At 75.8% G+C, this 17,793-nt stretch carries 12 protein-coding genes; 8 read left to right on the top strand and 4 right to left on the bottom strand.

From position 1 onward, the window contains the following. Positions 1–151: 151 nt before the first annotated feature. Both PUR56_RS03180 and PUR56_RS03175 read right to left on the bottom strand, forming a co-directional pair. Positions 152–1,792: a DUF5691 domain-containing protein gene (locus tag PUR56_RS03180; protein WP_329947745.1), complete on the bottom strand. Its 1,641-nt coding sequence runs from the start codon at positions 1,790–1,792 to the stop codon at positions 152–154. Continuing rightward, positions 1,792–3,117: an SWIM zinc finger family protein gene (locus PUR56_RS03175; RefSeq protein ID WP_329947744.1), complete on the bottom strand. Its 1,326-nt coding sequence runs from the start codon at positions 3,115–3,117 to the stop codon at positions 1,792–1,794. Before PUR56_RS03175 ends, PUR56_RS03180 begins: the two co-directional genes overlap by 1 nt. A gap of 176 nt (positions 3,118–3,293) precedes the next feature. Between PUR56_RS03175 and PUR56_RS03170 the strand changes: the two genes are divergently transcribed. The 5 genes from PUR56_RS03170 to sucD all read left to right on the top strand — a co-directional run bounded on the left by PUR56_RS03170 (position 3,294) and on the right by sucD (position 10,457). After that, positions 3,294–4,388, top strand: a complete 1,095-nt coding sequence (locus PUR56_RS03170; RefSeq protein ID WP_329885335.1) for an ATP-binding protein — start codon at positions 3,294–3,296, stop codon at positions 4,386–4,388. A 38-nt stretch (positions 4,389–4,426) separates the two neighbouring features. After that, positions 4,427–6,772, top strand: a complete 2,346-nt coding sequence (locus PUR56_RS03165; RefSeq protein WP_329947743.1) for a DUF5682 family protein — start codon at positions 4,427–4,429, stop codon at positions 6,770–6,772. Between the two features lie 28 nt (positions 6,773–6,800). After that, positions 6,801–8,000, top strand: coding sequence for a VWA domain-containing protein (locus PUR56_RS03160; protein ID WP_329947742.1), 1,200 nt, complete (start codon positions 6,801–6,803; stop codon positions 7,998–8,000). A gap of 380 nt (positions 8,001–8,380) precedes the next feature. Continuing rightward, a complete protein-coding gene (sucC, locus tag PUR56_RS03155; RefSeq protein WP_329885332.1) occupies positions 8,381–9,553 on the top strand; it encodes an ADP-forming succinate--CoA ligase subunit beta in 1,173 nt (390 codons plus the stop codon). A gap of 19 nt (positions 9,554–9,572) precedes the next feature. Beyond that, positions 9,573–10,457 carry a succinate--CoA ligase subunit alpha gene (gene sucD, locus PUR56_RS03150; RefSeq protein ID WP_329885331.1) on the top strand — a complete coding sequence of 295 codons (885 nt, stop codon included), beginning with the start codon at positions 9,573–9,575 and terminating at the stop codon, positions 10,455–10,457. A 92-nt stretch (positions 10,458–10,549) separates the two neighbouring features. Here sucD and PUR56_RS03145 read toward each other — a convergent pair whose 3' ends face one another. After that, positions 10,550–12,658: a sigma factor-like helix-turn-helix DNA-binding protein gene (locus tag PUR56_RS03145; RefSeq protein ID WP_329947741.1), complete on the bottom strand. Its 2,109-nt coding sequence runs from the start codon at positions 12,656–12,658 to the stop codon at positions 10,550–10,552. 135 nt (positions 12,659–12,793) lie between these two features. Between PUR56_RS03145 and PUR56_RS03140 the strand changes: the two genes are divergently transcribed. Then, positions 12,794–14,245: a cell division protein PerM gene (locus PUR56_RS03140; protein ID WP_329947740.1), complete on the top strand. Its 1,452-nt coding sequence runs from the start codon at positions 12,794–12,796 to the stop codon at positions 14,243–14,245. Positions 14,246–14,457: 212 nt separating this feature from the next. Here PUR56_RS03140 and PUR56_RS03135 read toward each other — a convergent pair whose 3' ends face one another. After that, positions 14,458–15,117, bottom strand: a complete 660-nt coding sequence (locus tag PUR56_RS03135) for a hypothetical protein (protein ID WP_329885328.1) — start codon at positions 15,115–15,117, stop codon at positions 14,458–14,460. 346 nt (positions 15,118–15,463) lie between these two features. Here PUR56_RS03135 and purN point away from each other — a divergent pair, with 346 nt between their 5' ends. Beyond that, entirely contained in the window at positions 15,464–16,123 is a 660-nt protein-coding gene (purN, locus tag PUR56_RS03130) for a phosphoribosylglycinamide formyltransferase (RefSeq protein WP_329947739.1), read from the top strand. Continuing rightward, positions 16,120–17,700 carry a bifunctional phosphoribosylaminoimidazolecarboxamide formyltransferase/IMP cyclohydrolase gene (gene purH, locus PUR56_RS03125; protein WP_329947738.1) on the top strand — a complete coding sequence of 527 codons (1,581 nt, stop codon included), beginning with the start codon at positions 16,120–16,122 and terminating at the stop codon, positions 17,698–17,700. The genes purN and purH overlap by 4 nt, the downstream gene beginning before the upstream one ends. The last annotated feature ends 93 nt before the right edge of the window (positions 17,701–17,793 follow it).

Here is a 17,793-nt window from a genome sequence, read left to right as displayed (position 1 = left end):
CACGGTCAGGCGGGCGTTACGGTGGGACACGAAGACCTCCGGTGCGGTGCAGTCCTAGACAGCTCCACCACACCGGAGGTCTTTACGTTTGATCAAGCCCGACCACTGTCAACAACGCTCGTGATCAATACAGCTAGCCGGCTCCCGCCCGTCAGGCGGCGTCCACGGGCACGGCCAGCTCGGCGAGCATCGCCTCGCGGAAGCGCAGGGTGCCGGCCAACCGGGCGAAGGTCTCGCCCCAGGCGGTGCCGGGCGCGGCGTCGGTGGCCAGTGCCTCGACGGCGTCGGCGGTCCGGGGGGAGAGCGCGCGCTCGGTCATGCCGAGCACCCCGCTGTGGCTCCACGGGTAGGCGCCGGACGCGGCGGCCCGGGCCAGTGCGGTCACCACGGCGGTGGAGAGCGGCGGCGTCCACGGGGTCGCGCAGGCACCGAGCAGCTGGAAGGCCTCGCCCAGGCCGTGCGCCTCGATGAAGGCGGCCGTCCAGGCGGCCCGTTCGGCGGGCGGGAGCACGGCGAGCAGCTTGGCGGGGGCGCCGGTGGTGCGGGCGCTCCGTGCGGTCCGGCCGGGACCGGGCAAGGGGGAGGGCGCGGGGCCGAGCAGCGCGCGCGCCCAGTCGGCGTCCTGCTGGCGGACGGCGGCCCGGGCCCAGGCTTCGCGCAGGTCGTCGGCCCAGGTGCTGCTGGTCTCGTCGATGGAGTCGCCGACCCGCAGGGTGAGCAGCCGGGCGGGCGCCAGGCCGGTGTGCCCCGGCCAGACGGCGAGCGGCGCGGCGGCGATCACCTCGCCGAACCACCAGGCCCGTTCGCCGCGCCCGGTGGGCGACTGGGGCGGTATGCCGTCGCGCTGCATGGCCGCGTCGCACTCGGCGGGCGGGGTGACCAGCAGGTGGGTGCCGTGCTCGGAGAGGTGGACGGCGGCGCGGGCGCGCTCGGCCATCCGGGCGGCGAGCGCGGAGCCGGGGAGCGTGGAGAGCAGCTCGGCGGCGGTGGCCCGGACGTTCTTGCTGCGGTCGCCGAGCGCCGCCTCCAGGAAGGGTTCGTCGGCGGGCGAGAGGCCCTCCTGGAGGGCGTCCAGGAACAGCAGCCGGTCCTCGGCGCGCTCGGTGGGCCAGGTGCTCCGCAGCAGGGCGAGGCCGGCGGCCGGCTCCCGGCGGCGGAGCAGGGTCAGATGGGTGACGCGCTCGGCGAACAGTCCCTCGTGCCAGAGGTGGTCGTCCCCGGTGGCCGGGCCGGGGCTCTCCGGCGCCCCGGCGGCGGTGCGCAGGACGAACCGCCAGTCCGGGTTGAGGCCGGCGAGCCAGCGGCCGAGCGGGCCGGCCAGCGCGACCGCGTCGGGGCGCAGCTCGCTGCGGGCCCGGGCGGCGTCCAGCAGGGCGGGGACGGTGGCGGCGGGCGGGCGGAAGCCGCGGGCGCGGGCGGTGGCCAGCCACTGCGGGAGCAGCTCGCCGAGGTTGGCGAGGACGCCGCCGCCGGTGCCGCGGCTGGAGAGCAGCAGGGCGAGGCGGCGGGCGGCCGGGGCCGGCAGTTCGGGGCGGCCGTCCTCGGGGGCGGGTGCTGCGGGCGGCCCGGCGGCGGGGGTGGGGAGCGCACCGGCGCGGCGGCGGACCGTCTCCAGCGCGGCGAGTTCGAGCAGCGCGGCGGCCGGGTCGGTGCGGTCGACCTCGTGGGCGTACGGGGCGGACTGGTCCGGCGCGGGGAGCGGGCGGCGGTCGGTGCCGAGCAGGGCGGCGGTGTGCAGGGACTCCCAGGGGTCGGGCACGGGGGCTCCTCCGGTGAGGCGGTCGGTCGACATCAGGCGGTGGTGAGGCCGATCGGGCGGCCGTCCGGGCCCCAGGCGGTGACGGGGGCGAAGCCGCGGTGGCCGTACTCGCCGAAGACGGTGAGCGGGCGGCCGGTGGAGACGGCGGCGAGACGCCAGAGGGCGGCCTCCGGGGTGGCGGCGCGGTGGACCGGGAGGGTGTGCCGTCCGTCGGTGAGGTGCCAGCCCTCGGGGGAGAGGACGGGGACGACGTCGGTGAGGGTGGTCGGCCAGGCGTCCAGCCAGGGGTCGTCGGCGACGGCGGTGCCGTAGCCGGCGACGGCCTCGGCGACGGTCAGACCGGTCGGCGGGCCGTCGGGGGCGGCCTCGGGGGCGCCGTACCGGGTGCCGAGGGCGGCCCGCAGCGGGCGGGCGCCGGGGTGGAAGGCCAGCTCGGCCTCGACCAGCCGGCCGGTGGGCAGGGCGAGGTCGGGGGCCTGACCGGGGCGGCCGAAGGCGAGCAGCAGGGCGGGCCGGCCGGTCTTGGCGCCGCGCAGCCAGAGCCGCCGGGTGGTGAGCCGGTCGTCGGAGCCTCCCTCCATCGGGGACGTCCGGCTGCCGAGGACCAGCCAGCGGTCGCGGACGGTGGGACCGGCCAGCAGGTCGGCGGCGTCGGTGGTGTAGCCGAGCCTGGCGCGGACGGTGGCGGCGAGCGGCGCGGGCAGTTCGTCGACCCGGGTGGCGGCGGTGGCGAGCAGGTGGAGCATGGCGTATTCCTCCAGGAGGCCGTGGGGCGGGGCGGAGTCGAGCTCGCGGACACGGGTGGCCAGACCGGGTGCCTGGGCGTCCACCATGCGCGCGGCGACCTCCTCCCAGGGGCCGGCGGCGGACTGGTCGGCGAGGCCGTGCCGGACCCGGTCGGCCAGCCGCAGCCGCAGTTCGGCGGCGCCCGCCGCGACGCGGGCGGAGCGCTTCTCGGCGCGTCGGCGGGCGGCGGCCGGGTCGGCGGGGGTCTCCGCCTTCACGGCGGGCCGCTCGGCGCGGTCCTGGCGGTCCTTCAGCCACTCGGCGGCCCAGTCGGCGGGTTCGGCGGCGGCGGGCACGGCGTCGGGGGCGGAGCTCCAGAGCAGGAGGAGACCGAGCGCGTGCTTGCACGGGAACTTCCGGCTCGGGCAGCTGCACCGGTAGGCGGGCGTGGCGAGTTCGACGACCGTCCGGTACGGCGTGCTGCCGCTGCCCCGGCACTCGCCCCAGACCGCGTCACCGTCGCTGCCCGTGGCCGACCAGGGTGCGGGCGCCGAGAGCTTGCCCGCGGCCTTCTTCGAGGTGGCGTCGGGCGCCAGGGACAGGACGTGTTCGGTGCTCCAGCGATCCTCCATGCCGACGACGGTAGGCGGGGGGACTGACAGTCGGGCGGCCCGAACTGAGGTCCGGTCAGGATTGTCAGTGGTCCGGTGCAGGGTGGTTCCCACAGGCCGGGACGCCGACCTGGCTCCCCCCGACGACTCGCCGCCCCGCCACCCGTGTGCCCGGCGGCCGACCCGAAGGAGTCCCGATGACCGACGTCACGACCGACGTCCTGCGGCAGCACGCCGAGGACGCCTTCGCCGCCGAGCTGGCCGCGCTGGCCGGACAGGACGACCGTCCGCGTCCGGAGCGCTGGAGCCTGTCGCCGTGGGCGGTCGCCACCTACCTGTTGGGCGGCGAACTCCCGGACGGCACCGTGATCACGCCCAAGTACATCGGCCCGCGCCGGGTGGTCGAGGTCGCCGTCACGACGCTGGCGACCGACCGGGCGCTGCTGCTGCTCGGTGTGCCCGGCACCGCCAAGACCTGGGTGTCCGAGCACCTCGCCGCGGCGATCAGCGGTGACTCCACCCTGCTGGTCCAGGGCACCGCCGGTACCCCGGAGGAGGCCGTCCGGTACGGCTGGAACTACGCGCAGCTGCTCACCAACGGGCCCAGCCGGGAGGCGCTCGTGCCCTCGCCGCTGATGCGGGCGATGGCGGACGGGAAGATCGCCCGGGTCGAGGAACTGACCCGCATTCCGGCGGACGTCCAGGACAGTCTGATCACCATCCTGTCGGAGAAGACGCTGCCGATCCCGGAGCTGGGCTCGGAGACGCAGGCCGTCCGGGGCTTCAACCTGATCGCCACCGCCAACGACCGGGACCGGGGCGTGAACGAGCTGTCGAGCGCCCTGCGCCGCCGCTTCAACACCGTGGTGCTGCCGCTGCCGGGGTCGCTGGAGGAGGAGGTCGACATCGTCACCCGCCGGGTCGAGCAGCTCGGCCGCTCCCTGCAACTGCCCGAACTGCCGGGCGGCGCCGAGGAGATCAGGCGCGTGGTGACCGTGTTCCGGGAGCTGCGGGCCGGGATCACCGCCGACGGCCGGACCAAGGTGAAGACGCCCAGCGGCACCCTCTCCACGGCCGAGGCGATCTCGGTGGTCACCAACGGCCTGGCACTCGCCGCCCACTTCGGCGACGGCGTGCTCCGGGCCGGCGACGTCGCTGCCGGCGTGATCGGTGCCGTGGTCCGCGACCCCGTCGCCGACCAGGTGGTCTGGCGCGAGTACGTCGAGGGCGTGGTCCGCGAGCGGGACGGCTGGAAGGACTTCTACCGCGCCGCCCGCGAGAACGCCCGCTGACCAGCACGACCGGAACCGACATCGGGAGGGAGGGCGCGATGAGCGCAGAGGTGACGCTGCTCGGCGTACGGCACCACGGGCCGGGCTCGGCCCGCGCGGTGGCCGCCGCGCTGGAACTGCTGCGGCCGGACGCGGTGCTGGTCGAGGGCCCGCCGGAGGCCGATCCGATCCTCGGACTGGCCGCCGACAAGGAGATGGTGCCGCCGGTCGCCCTGCTGGCCCACGCGGCGGACGACCCGGCCCGGGCGGCGTTCTGGCCGTACGCCGCGTTCTCGCCGGAGTGGGTGGCGATCCGGTACGCGGCCGAACTCGGCGTCCCGGTGCGCTTCATCGACCTGCCGGCCGCCTACGGCTTCGCCGGCTCCGAGCCCTCGGAGCCCCCCGAGGGCGACGCGGACGGCGGCGCGGACGGGGGCGTCGCGGAGGCGGACCCCGGCCTCCGGCGCGACCCGATCGCCAGGCTGGCCGAGGCGGCCGGCCACGACGACCCGGAGCGCTGGTGGGAGGACGTCGTCGAGCACCGGCTGCCCGGCGCCGACGCCCTCGCGCCCTTCGAGGCCGTCGCCGAGGCGATGACGGCGCTGCGCGAGGACGGCGGCGGCGTCACCCGGCACGACGAACAGCGCGAGGCGCACATGCGCCAGCAGATCCGCGCCGCCCGCCGGGCCGGCCACCGGCGGATCGCCGTGGTCTGCGGGGCCTTCCACGTCCCCGCACTGGCCGTCATGCCCACCGTGGCGCACGACCGGGCGGTGCTCGCCGGACTGCCGAGGAAGGTCCGGACCGAGATCACCTGGGTGCCCTGGACGCACCGCCGGCTCTCCCAGCTCAGCGGCTACGGCGCCGGGATCGTCTCCCCGGGCTGGTACCACCACCTCTTCCGGGCCGAGGGCGACCCGCTGCCCGAGTGGCTCACCCGGGCCGCCGGTCTGCTCCGCGCCGAGGACCACCCGGTCTCCTCCGCCCACGTCATCGAGGCCGTCCGGCTGGCCCGCGCGCTCGCCGTCATGCGCGGCCGCCCGCTCGCCGGGCTCACCGAGGCGCTGGACGCCGTCCGGTCGGTGATGTGCGACGGCTCGGACGTCGCCCTGGCCCTGGTCCGGGACCGGCTGGTGATCGGCGACGCGCTCGGCGAGGTGCCCGACGGCGCGCCGGCCGTCCCGCTCCAGCGCGACCTCACCCGCTGGCAGCGCACGTTGCGGCTCAAGCCCGAGGCCGAGCCGCGCGAGCTGGACCTCGACCTGCGCAAGGAGAACGACGCGGCCCGCTCCCGGCTCCTGCACCGGCTCCGCCTGCTCGGCGTCGACTGGGGCGTACCGGCGCGGTCCGCGGTGGCCTCCACCGGGACGTTCCGGGAGAGCTGGCGACTCTGCTGGCAGCCCGAGTTCGCCGTCCGGATCGCCGAGGCCGCCCAGTGGGGCACCACCGTCGAACGGGCCGCCGCCGGCAAGGCGGTCGGCACCGCCCGCGCCGCCGTCGAACTCGCCGAACTCACCTCCCTCGTCGAGTCCTGCCTGGTGGCCGGGCTGGCCGACGCGCTGCCCGAGGTGATGCGGGTGCTCGCCGACTGCGCAGCCCTCGACACCGACGTCGTCCACCTCGCCCGCGCGCTGCCCGCCCTGGTCCGCGCGCTGCGCTACGGAGACGTCCGGGGCACCGACCACGGCGCGCTCGACGAGGTGGCCGGCGGGCTCGCCGACCGGATCTGCATCGGTCTGCCGCCCGCCTCCACCGGCCTGGACGCGGCGGGCGCGGCACTGATGCGCGGCCACCTCGACGAGGCGCACGGCGCGATCGGCCTGCTGGACGAGGCCGGCGGCCTCGCCGACCGGTGGGCCGACACGCTGCGCGCGCTCGCCCGGCGCGAGCCGGCGGGCGGACCGGCCACCGGTGTCCCCGGCCTGCTCCGGGGGCGGGCCGTCCGGCTGCTGCTGGACGACGGCCGGCTCGACCCGGAGGAGGCCGGCCGGCGGCTCGGCCTGGTCCTCTCCGCCGCCGGCAGCCCGGCGGACGCGGCCGGTTGGATCGAGGGCTTCCTCACCGGCGGCGGCGCCCTGCTGCTCCACGACCCGCGCCTGCTGGGCCTGCTCGACGCCTGGCTGGCCGGCGTGTCGGTGGACACCTTCACCGACGTGCTGCCCCTGCTCCGCCGGACCTTCGCCACCCTGGAGACGGGCGTCCGCACCACCGTGGGCAGCCGGGTGGCGGCCGGACCGCTCGACGCCGAACCGGCCGGACCGGCCGACGGCACGGTCGAGCTGGACCCGGCCAGGGCGCAGGCGGCCCTGCCCGCGGTCGCCCTGCTGCTCGGCCTGGCTCCGGCCCCGGACCGCCCCGGCCACCGGCCGAGGATCCCCCGGCAGGCCGGGGCCCGCGACACCTGATCCGCGTTCGACCGCGAAGGAGCACCCGATGGCAGCCACCACCGCAGGCACCACCCCCGGTGCCACCCCCCTCGACGCCGACGAGCGGCTCCGCCGCTGGCGACTGGTCCTCGGCGGCGAGGCGGACGGCACCGGCCGGACCCTGCGCGGCCGGGACGCCGCGATCGACGGCGCGCTCGCCGCGCTCTACCGGGGCACCCCGGAGGAGGGCCGCGCCGTCGGCCGGACCGGCCGGCGGGCCGCGGGCCTGGGCGGCTCGGCCCCGCAGGTGGCCCGCTGGCTGGGCGACATCCGGGAGTACTTCCCGGCCACCGTCGTCCAGCTGATGCAGCAGGACGCCATCACCCGGCTCGGGCTGGAGCAGCTGCTGCTGGAGCCGGAGATGCTGGAGGCCGTCGAGCCGGACGTCCACCTGGTCGGCACCCTGCTCTCGCTCAAGCACGCGCTGCCCGAGACCACCCGCGAGACCGCCCGCGCGGTGGTCGGCAAGGTCGTCGCCCGGCTGGAGCGCCGGCTCGCCGACCGCACCCGGGCCACCCTCGGGGGCGCGCTGGACCGCAGCGCCAGGGTCAACCGGCCGCGCCACCGCGACATCGACTGGGACCGCACCGTCCGGGCCAACCTGAAGAACTACCTCCCCGAGTACGGCACCGTCGTCCCCGAGCGGCTGGTCGGCCACGCCCGGGCGCAGCGCGCGGTGAGGAAGGACGTCATCCTCTGCATCGACCAGTCCGGCTCCATGGCGCCTTCGGTGGTGCACTCGGCGGTCTTCGGCGCGGTGCTCGCCTCGATGAAGAGCCTCGACACCCGCTTGGTCGTCTTCGACACCTCGGTGGTCGACCTCACCGAGCAGCTGGCCGATCCGGTCGACGTGCTGTTCGCCACCCAGCTGGGCGGCGGCACCGACATCAACCGCGCGCTCGCCTACTGCCAGTCCAGGATCACCCGGCCGTCGGAGACGATCGTGGTGCTGATCAGCGACCTCTACGAGGGCGGCATCCGGGACGAGATGCTCAAGCGGGTCGCCGTGATGAAGGCGGCGGGGGTCCAGTTCATCGCGCTGCTGTCGCTGTCCGACGAGGGCGCGCCCGCCTACGACCACGCGCACGCCGCCGCCCTGGCCGCGCTGGGAGCCCCGGCCTTCGCCTGCACGCCCGACGTCTTCCCGGAGATCATGGCCGCGGCGATCGAGAAGCGCCCGGTCCCGGTCCCGGACCAGGGGGCGTGAACGAGGCGCGTGAACGAGGTACGTGATCGGGGGCCGGACCAGGGGGGGCGTTAACGCTGCGGAGCCGGGTTCACCCGGACGAGGGAAGGAGTGGCACGGCTCGGCTGACCCGCCGGTCAGAGCGCCCGGCGTGCGCCCGTAGGCTTTCTGTGATGGTTCTCACCAAAGACGGGCCGGTCCCGGGCGAAACACGCCCGTCGTACGGCGATAACCTGCCAGACGGACGTGACGCGCGTGTTGATTGACGTGTGCGCCCGTGGCTGTGTGGGCCGCAAGGCCGTACCTCTGCGTACCCGCACCGCCCCGACGACCCGCAGCGAAGATCCTGCCGTGGCACGCTCGTAGAGACACAATCCGCGACCACGAACAAGGACAAACACGTGGACCTGTTCGAGTACCAGGCGAGGGACATCTTCGCCAAGCACGGCGTGCCCGTGCTTGACGGTGATGTCATCGAGACCGCCGCAGACGCTGCCGCCATCGCGGAGCGCTTCGGCGGCCGCGCCGTCGTCAAGGCTCAGGTGAAGGTGGGTGGCCGAGGCAAGGCCGGTGGCGTCAAGCTCGCCGCCGACCCGGCGGACGCCGTCGCCAAGGCCGGGGCGATCCTCGGCATGGACATCAAGGGCCACACCGTTCACAAGGTGATGCTGGCCCAGACCGCGGACATCAAGGAGGAGTACTACGTCTCCTTCCTGCTCGACCGCACCAACCGCACCTTCCTGGCCATGGCCAGCGTCGAGGGCGGTGTGGAGATCGAGGTCGTCGCGGAGCAGAACCCGGAGGCGCTCGCGAAGATCCCGGTCGACGCCAACGAGGGTGTGACCCCGGAGAAGGCCGCCGAGATCGTCGCCGCCGCGAAGTTCCCGGCCGAGATCGCCGACCAGGTCGCCGATGTCCTGCAGAAGCTCTGGGTCGTCTTCATCAAGGAGGACGCCCTCCTCGTCGAGGTCAACCCGCTGATCAAGTCCGGTGACGGCAAGATCATCGCGCTCGACGGCAAGGTCTCCCTGGACGAGAACGCCGAGTTCCGCCAGCCGGAGCACGAGGCGCTCGAGGACAAGGCCGCGGCCAACCCGCTGGAGGCCGCCGCCAAGGCCAAGGGCCTCAACTACGTCAAGCTCGACGGCGAGGTCGGCATCATCGGCAACGGCGCGGGTCTCGTCATGAGCACCCTCGACGTGGTCGCCTACGCGGGCGAGAACCACGGCGGCGTCAAGCCCGCCAACTTCCTCGACATCGGCGGCGGTGCCTCCGCCGAGGTGATGGCGAACGGCCTGGAGATCATCCTGGGCGACCCCGACGTCAAGTCGGTCTTCGTCAACGTCTTCGGTGGCATCACCGCGTGCGACGCCGTCGCCAACGGCATCGTGCAGGCCCTGGAGCTGCTCGCGTCGAAGGGCGAGGCCGTCACCAAGCCGCTCGTCGTCCGCCTCGACGGCAACAACGCGGAGCTGGGTCGCAAGATCCTCGACGACGCCAACCACCCGCTGGTCCAGCGCGTGGACACCATGGACGGTGCGGCCGACCGCGCCGCCGAGCTGGCCAACAAGTAAGGAAGGGGACTTTCACACCATGGCTATCTTCCTTACCAAGGACAGCAAGGTCATCGTTCAGGGCATGACCGGCTCCGAGGGCATGAAGCACACCCGCCGCATGCTCGCCTCCGGCACCCAGATCGTCGGCGGTGTCAACCCGCGCAAGGCCGGCACCACGGTCGACGTCGACGGCACCGACGTGCCCGTCTTCGGCACCGTCGCCGAGGCCATCGAGAAGACCGGTGCCGACGTCACCGTCATCTTCGTGCCGCCGAAGTTCACCAAGGACGCCGTCGTCGAGGCCATCGACGCCGAGATCGGCCTGGCCGTCGTCATCACCGAGGGCGTCCCGGTGCACGACACCGCCGCCTTCTGGGCCCACGCCGGCTCGAAGGGCAACGTGACCCGGATCATCGGCCCGAACTGCCCCGGTCTGATCAGCCCCGGACAGTCGAACGCCGGCATCATCCCGGCCGACATCACCAAGGCCGGCAAGATCGGCCTGGTCTCGAAGTCCGGCACCCTGACCTACCAGCTCATGTACGAGCTGCGCGACATCGGCTTCTCCTCGGCCGTGGGCATCGGCGGTGACCCGGTCATCGGCACCACCCACATCGACGCCCTCAAGGCGTTCCAGGAGGACCCGGAGACCGAGCTCATCGTCATGATCGGTGAGATCGGCGGCGACGCCGAGGAGCGTGCGGCGGCCTACATCGCCGAGCACGTCACCAAGCCGGTCGTCGGCTACGTCGCGGGCTTCACCGCCCCCGAGGGCAAGACCATGGGCCACGCCGGCGCCATCGTCTCCGGCTCCTCGGGCACCGCCCAGGCGAAGAAGGAGGCCCTTGAGGCCGCCGGTGTCAAGGTCGGCAAGACGCCGTCCGAGACCGCCCGCCTGGCGCGTGAGCTGTTCAAGGGCTGACGCTCCTGCTCATGTCGAGCGCCCCCGTCCGGTGATCCGGGCGGGGGCGCTCGCCTTTTCCGGGGCCGTCGCCCGGCCCCGGCGGCCGGGGTTCAGCGACCGGCCGCGCACGGGTGCAGTGCCCAGTCGTGGCACGGGTGGGGACCGACGGCCACCGTGCCCGGCGGCGGCAGCGCCTCGGCCGCCCGCCCCGCCGTCGGCGGCCGGTACGGATCGTCGGGCCGGGGCGGCGGCGGATCCATCACCACCGGCTCCAGGCCCGGGGTCGGCGAGCACCAGAGGCTGCGGATCCCGGAGGGCGCCCCGTCCGGGAGCAGCGGGAGCAGCGCCTCGGGCTCCGTCGCGAGCGTCGGGACCGGCGCGCAGAGCACCGGCGGCGGCGCATCGGCCGGCCGGAACAGCTCCCCGGGCCCGCCGCCCGCGAGCGTCGCCGCCACCGCGCCGCCCACCGCCACCGTGAGCAGCGCCGCCGCCCCCGTCCGGCCCGCGTTCACCAGCCCGTGCCGGGCCCGCAGCAGCGGCACCGGCGGGCGGTGCGGCTCCGGGGCCCCGCGCACCGCCGCCCGGTGCAGCAGCCCGCTCAGCCGGTCGGCGAACCCGTCCGCCGCCGGGTCCGTCCCGACCAGGTCCGGCACCCAGTGCGCCAGCGACGTCCGGGCCGCCCAGACCCGGCCCTCGGCCGCCGCCACCGTCGACTCCACCTCGACCGCCACCGCGTCGGCCGGCAGGCCCAGGCCGTCGTGCAGCACCAGTGCCCGGCGCTGCGGGCGGGAGAGTCGCCGGAGCGCCTTCAGCAGCGCGCGGTCGCGGTCGGTGAGGCGGTCGTGGTCCGGGAGCACCGCCTGGGACTCGTCGGCCGGGCGCACCTTGATCCGCCGGTGCGGCAGTCGCCAGGCGTGCGCCCGCCGGGGCCCGCCCCGGTGCCACGGCGAGAGGGCCAGCTCGAACGCCCGCGTCCGCACCCACCGCTCCGGCGCGCCCGCCGCGACCACCTCCGTCCACCGCCGCCGCGCCTCCCCGAACGCGCGCCCGACGCAGTGCACGGCCCGGTGCTTGCAGGTGGTGAGCAGGAACGTCTGCTGCACGAGCCGGGTGTGCGTCCTCTCGTACAGCTCCTCGAAGGAGCCCGCGCCGGTGTCCGCGCCGGCGCCCTGGTCGACGGTCGGGTCGGTGTGCGGGCCGCTGACGGTGGGAGCGTCCGCGCCGGAGCCGGTGCTCGCCGCTGCCGGACGGCGCCCGTCGGCGGCCGGCGGCGGGCCGGCCTCGTCGGCGGACGCGGTGGGGATGCCCGCCGCCGGGCGTTCGGCGGGGCGGCGGCCGGGGGTGGTCGTCCCACCCTCCCCGGCCTGCGCGGGGGCGGCGGGCCGGGCGCCGGGGGCCGCCGACGGGTCGGCGGCGGGCCGATCGGGCCGCTTGCCCGGTGCGGCACCCGGTGCAGGGGCGCCGGGGCGCGCGGGGGCCGGCCCGGCGGCCGTCGGCTCGTCGTCCTTGCTGTCGTTGTCGGTGCCGGTGCCGGCCGACTGCTTCCCGGGGGCCGGGGCCGACCCGGCCGCCGGGACGGCCCGGCCGCCGGGTGCGTCGCTCCCGGCCCCCGGGGCGGCCGTACCGGCTGACGTCCGGTCGGCCCGGGTCGCCGGTGCGGGTGTGTCGGGGGCCGGGCGACCGTCGGCAGCCGGGTCGCCGGTGCGGACACCTCCCGGGGCGGCGCCGCCGGCCGGGTCCGGCGCCGGGTCGGGGTCGGCCGCCGGGACAGCCTTCGACACGGCCGTCGGCGTCTCTGCTGCCGATGCCGACGTCAATGCCGACGTCGACCTTTCGGGCCCTACGGGGCCCAGCAGGGCGGCGAAGGCGACGATCTCGGCCTGGGTGCGGGTGCCGAGCTTGCGCAGGGCCCGGTGCTGGTAGCTGCGGGCGGTGGTCGGGGTGACTCCGAGTGCGGTAGCGGTCTCGGCGAGGTCCCGGCCGGCCGCGAGGTGGGCGAAGGCCTCGGCCTCACGGGCCGTCAACCGGCCGAGCAGCCGTGCGGCCTCCTCCTGCGGCGCGGTTCCCGAGGGCGTCTCCTTCGGCGGGGCCTTGGCGGTCCCGGACCGGCCGCGTCCGGCCTTGGCCTTGCCGGGGCGGCCTTTCGCGCCGGCGTTCTGCGGTGAGGGTGGGGGGGTCGGCTGGCTGGTGGGGCGCTCGGCGGTCGGGGGCTTGGTCATCAGACGCTCCGGGCCGGGTCGGTGGCGGCGGCGTGAGGGCAGGGTCTGAAAATGCGCATAAGCCAATAATCTGGGACACCCCGGCGGTTTGCCTCTTCACGGAGCATGGCGAGTCGCCTTGGCACGATGAGCCGCATGACGCAGCTGATGGGCCGTCCGATCCTCGAAGTGCCGGGCGAACTGGGCGCCAGACCGGTGTTGTCCGCCCTGCTGGCGGGGGTCCGGACCGCCCTGATCGGGCTGGCCGCCGTCGCCGTCCCGGTGCTCGGGCTCTGGGTGGTGACCCCGTACGCGGACGACGGTGCGACCGGGGCGGCGCGACTGGCGGGGGCGCTCTGGCTGCTCGGACACGGGGCGCCGGTGCTGCGCGGGGCGTCCGAGGCTCCGCTGACGGTGACCCCGCTGCTGCTCGGACTGCTGACGACGGTCCAGCTGTACCGCGCGGGTGCGCGGACGGGAGCCGGCGGGGCGGGGCGGATCCGGCGGGGCGGCGCGTTCGCGGTCTGGGCCGGTTACTGCGCGGTGGCGGTCGGGGTGGTGGCGCAGTGCGCGGGTGCGGGGGAGTTCCGCGCGCGGGTGCTGCCGGATCTGCTGGTCGTCGCGGCACTGGCCGGGGCGGCGACGGCGGCGGGTGCCCGTCGCGGGGAGCCGGTGCGCCTGCCGTCGGGTGGGTGGGAGCGCGTGCTGGCCCGGTTGCCGGGGCCGGTCCGGCCGCCGGCGGTGATTCGTCCGGTGGGGGGATCGGAGACGGTCCGGGTGGCGGTGCTGGCGGCCGGGGCTGGGCTGCTGGCGGCGGGCTCGGCGGTGCTGGCCGGGGCGGCTCTGCTGGCAGCGGTGGACGGCGGCGATCGTCCGGCGGCGGCACTGGCGGGTGGCCCGGCGGCGGTCGCGGGGACGGTGCTGCTCGGCGTGGTGCTGCTGCCGAACGCGGTGCTGTGGGGTGCGGCGTACGCGCTCGGGCCGGGGTTCGCGGTGGGCACGGGAGCGGTGGCCGCGCCGACGCGGACGGTCCTCGGGCCGGTGCCGGAGTTCCCGCTGCTCGCGCTGCTGCCGGACCCGGGGGCGGGCGGTTGGCGGCTGCTGGTCTGCCTGCTGCCCGTGGCGGCGGGGGTGGTGCCGGGGCTCCTGCTGGGCCGGGTGGCGGCGGCCGGCGGACGCCCGGAGGGCCCGGCGGAGGCCGAGGCGGCAGCGGGGGCGCCGGAGCGGAGGCGGGGCGAGGAGACCGGGCCGGGTCCGAGGCCGCCGTGGCACGCGTCCGCCACGGTGACGGCGGTGCTGGCGGTCGCACTGCTGACCGGCGGCGGGGCGGGGCTGCTCGGCTGGCTCTCCGGCGGGGCGCTGGCGGGCGGGCGGATGGCCTGGCTCGGCCCGGTGCCGTGGTCGACGGGGTTGGCCGCGACGGTCTGGGTGGCGGTGGTGGCGGGTCCGATCGCGTTGGTGACCCGGGGCCGCGCCCTGCGGGCGTCCGCCGGGCGGACCGGGACCGGCGCGCTCGTCCTCACCGCGCGCCGGGGCGTGCTGCTGCTGCGCGCCCGGTCGTACGCCGCGGTGGTCCGGTTGTCCGGCCGGGCGGGCCGCACGGAGTGAGTCGCGGCAGGGACCGGCCGGAACGGGCCCGTGCCGGCGTCCCGGCATCGACCCCCTGCCGCCGGACACCGACCGCGGACGGCGGTCCGCCCTCGGACCGCAGGGCCCTCCGACCGCAGGGCCCTCCGACCGCAGGGCCCTCGGACCGCCGGCCCTCCGACCTCGACCGAGGGCCGCGCCGCAACGCGCGCCGGCCGCCGGCCGGGTGTCGCCTACTCGCTCGTCTTGGTGATGTCCACGTACCACTGCGGTGCGAGCTTGTCGCAGCCGTCGACCGCGCTGGAGGTCAGCGAGTCCTGGACGCAGGTGACGTAGTCGTTGTAGTAGACCGCGAGACCGAGCACCGAGGAGACGAAGACCACCGTCATCGCCCCGGTGAGGATGCCGGCCAGGGCGGCCGGGGTCAGGGGGTTGGGCGTGGAGGGCTCCGACGGCGCCTGACCTGCCGATCCCCCGCCCGCCGTACCCGCGCCGGAGCTCTGCTTGGGGGCCCGCATGGCGGAGACGCCCCAGAAGACGGCGAGCGCGCCGACGAACAGCGCGACGTAGTGCAGCGACGCGAAGGCGCAGACCAGCGAGATCATGCCGGCCAGGGCGGCGTTGCGGGCCCGGCGCTGGGCCGGGTCGTTCGGGTCGAGCTTGGGCGGCTGGGGTGCCGACGGGCGGGGGTTCCGGCCGCCGCCCTGGTAGCCGGGGCTCCACGGGTGCGGCGGCGGGACGAGCGGGCGCTCGTCCGGCTCGCCGTCCTGGCCGTCGGGCCGGTCGGCGCCCCCGTTCGGGCGGGGAGCTCGCGGCCGCCACGGCTGGTCAGGGGCATCCGCCGGCGGCGGCGCGAAGGGGTTGCGCTCGCCGGTGTCGTCTCCGCTGCTCATGGTTCGGCCATTCCTTCTCGGTCGGTGGGCGGATGCCCGCGCCACCCTATGATCCCGCAGGCGTACGCGGGAGGCTTCGGCGGCCTGCCGTCGGAGGCCGACCGGGCCGGGCGGGCGGCCCGGCGAGATCCCGGTCTCAGCTACGCGCGTAGCCCGAGTGGGCGTTTCGGAGGCCGTCCGACCAGCCGTTATCGTGGTGACGGTCAGCAGCTCGCACGGGTTCCCCGGGCTCCCGCGTCGCGGCGGGTTTTCTCGGAGTTCCCCCTCGCTCGACCTGCCGTTCGTAGTGGCCCCACCGCCGGTGGACGTACCAGCGGACGGCGACCGACCTACGGAGAATCGCGCAGTGGCCGCCGCCCCCGCTCAGCTCTTCCCGCCCCGCACGCCCGGACCGGCCCGTCTGGTGGTGCTGGTCTCGGGCTCCGGCACCAATCTGCAGGCCCTGATCGACGCCGCCGCCGACCCGCAGTTCGGCGCCGAGATCCTCGCCGTGGGCGCGGACCGCGACGGCATCGCCGGCCTGGAGCGTGCCGAAAGTGCCGGTCTGCCGGTCTTCGTGCACCGGGTGAAGGACTTCGCGGACCGGGCCGGCTGGGACCGCGCGCTGACCGACTCGGTGCGGGCGTACGAGCCGGACCTGGTCGTCACGGCCGGCTTCATGAAGATCCTCGGCCCCGAGTTCATCGCGGCCTTCGCCGGGCGGATCGTCAACACCCACCCCGCGCTGCTGCCCGCCTTCCCCGGCGCCCACGGCGTCACCGACGCGCTGGCGTACGGGGTGAAGGTCACCGGCTGCACCGTCCACTTCGTCGACGCCGGCGTCGACACCGGGCCGATCATCGCGCAGGGCGTCGTGGAGGTTCTCGACGCCGACCACGCCGATGGCGGCGACGCGCTGCACGAGCGCATCAAGACTGTCGAGCGCAAGCTGCTCGTCGACGTCGTGGGCCGGCTGGCCCGCGAGGGTCACCGCATCGAGGACCGAAAGGTATGGATTCCGGCATGAGCGCCGCTCCCACCACGCCCGTTGTCTCCGAGGACGTCCGTCCGATCCGCCGCGCCCTGATCAGCGTGTACGACAAGACCGGTCTGGAGGAGCTGGCCCAGGGCCTGCACGCCGCCGGGGTCGCCATCGTCTCCACCGGTTCCACCGCAGGCCGGATCGCCGCCGCGGGCGTCCCGGTGACCGAGGTCTCCGAGCTGACGGGCTTTCCGGAGTGCCTGGACGGGCGCGTGAAGACGCTGCACCCGCGCGTGCACGCCGGCGTGCTGGCCGACCTGCGGCTGGAGTCGCACCGTGAGCAGCTGGTCGAGCTGGGCGTCGAGCCCTTCGACCTGGTCGTGGTGAACCTCTACCCGTTCAAGGCGACCGTCGCCTCCGGCGCCACCCCGGACGAGTGCGTCGAGCAGATCGACATCGGCGGCCCGAGCATGGTCCGCGCCGCCGCCAAGAACCACCCCTCGGTGGCCGTCGTGGTCGACCCGGCCCGCTACGCCGACGTGCTCGCGGCCGTGCGGTCCGGCGGCTTCGACCTGCTGACCCGCAAGCGGCTGGCCGCCCGGGCCTTCGCCCACACCGCGGCCTACGACGTCGCGGTGGCCGACTGGTTCGAGACCTCCGGCTACACCGAGACCGAGGACGCGTTCCCGGCCTTCCTCGGCTCCACCTTCGAGCGCCAGAACGTGCTCCGCTACGGCGAGAACCCGCACCAGGGCGCCGCGCTCTACACCGACGGCACCGGCGGCCTGGCCGGCGCGCAGCAGTTGCACGGCAAGGAGATGTCGTACAACAACTACGTCGACACCGATGCCGCCCGCCGCGCCGCGCACGACCACGCGGAGCCGGCCGTCGCGATCATCAAGCACGCCAACCCGTGCGGCATCGCGGTCGGCGCCGACGTCGCCGAGGCGCACCGCAAGGCGCACGAGTGCGACCCGGCCTCGGCGTACGGCGGCGTGATCGCCGTGAACCGCCCGGTCACCGTGGCGCTGGCCGAGCAGATCGCCCCGATCTTCACCGAGGTCGTGGTGGCCCCCGGTTACGAGGACGGCGCCGTCGAGGTGCTGGCCCGCAAGAAGAACCTGCGGGTGCTGCTGGCCCCCGAGGCCCCGGCCGTCCGCCAGGAGGTGCGCCAGATCTCCGGTGGCGTGCTGCTCCAGGACGCCGACCGGGTGCACGCCGAGGGCGACGACCCGGCGACCTGGACGCTGGCCACCGGCGAGGCGCTCTCCGAGGCCGAGCTGGCCGAGCTGGCCTTCGCCTGGCGGGCCTGCCGGGCCGTCAAGTCGAACGCGATCCTGCTGGCCAAGGACGGCGCCTCGGTGGGCGTGGGCATGGGCCAGGTCAACCGGGTGGACTCCTGCAAGCTCGCGGTCGAGCGGGCCGGCGAGCGGGCCAAGGGCTCGTACGCGGCCTCCGACGCGTTCTTCCCGTTCGCGGACGGGCCGGCGATCCTGATCGCCGCCGGTGTCCGGGCGATCGTCCAGCCGGGCGGTTCGATCCGGGACGAGGAGGTCGTCGCGGCGGCCGCCGAGGCGGGCGTGACCATGTACCTCACCGGTACCCGGCACTTCTTCCACTGACGCCCCGGCGCGTGACGCCGCGCCACCGGGACGGCTGACGGAACGGCAGAGCGGCCCGGCCCCCTCCGGTGAGGGGGCCGGGCCGCTCCGTCG

Origin of the sequence: Streptomyces sp. BE303 (assembly GCF_036290945.1) — a bacterium.
Classification (GTDB): Bacteria; Actinomycetota; Actinomycetes; order Streptomycetales; family Streptomycetaceae; genus Kitasatospora.
Note: the sequence above shows the minus strand (reverse complement) of the source record. Positions and strands in the feature narration are given on the sequence as shown.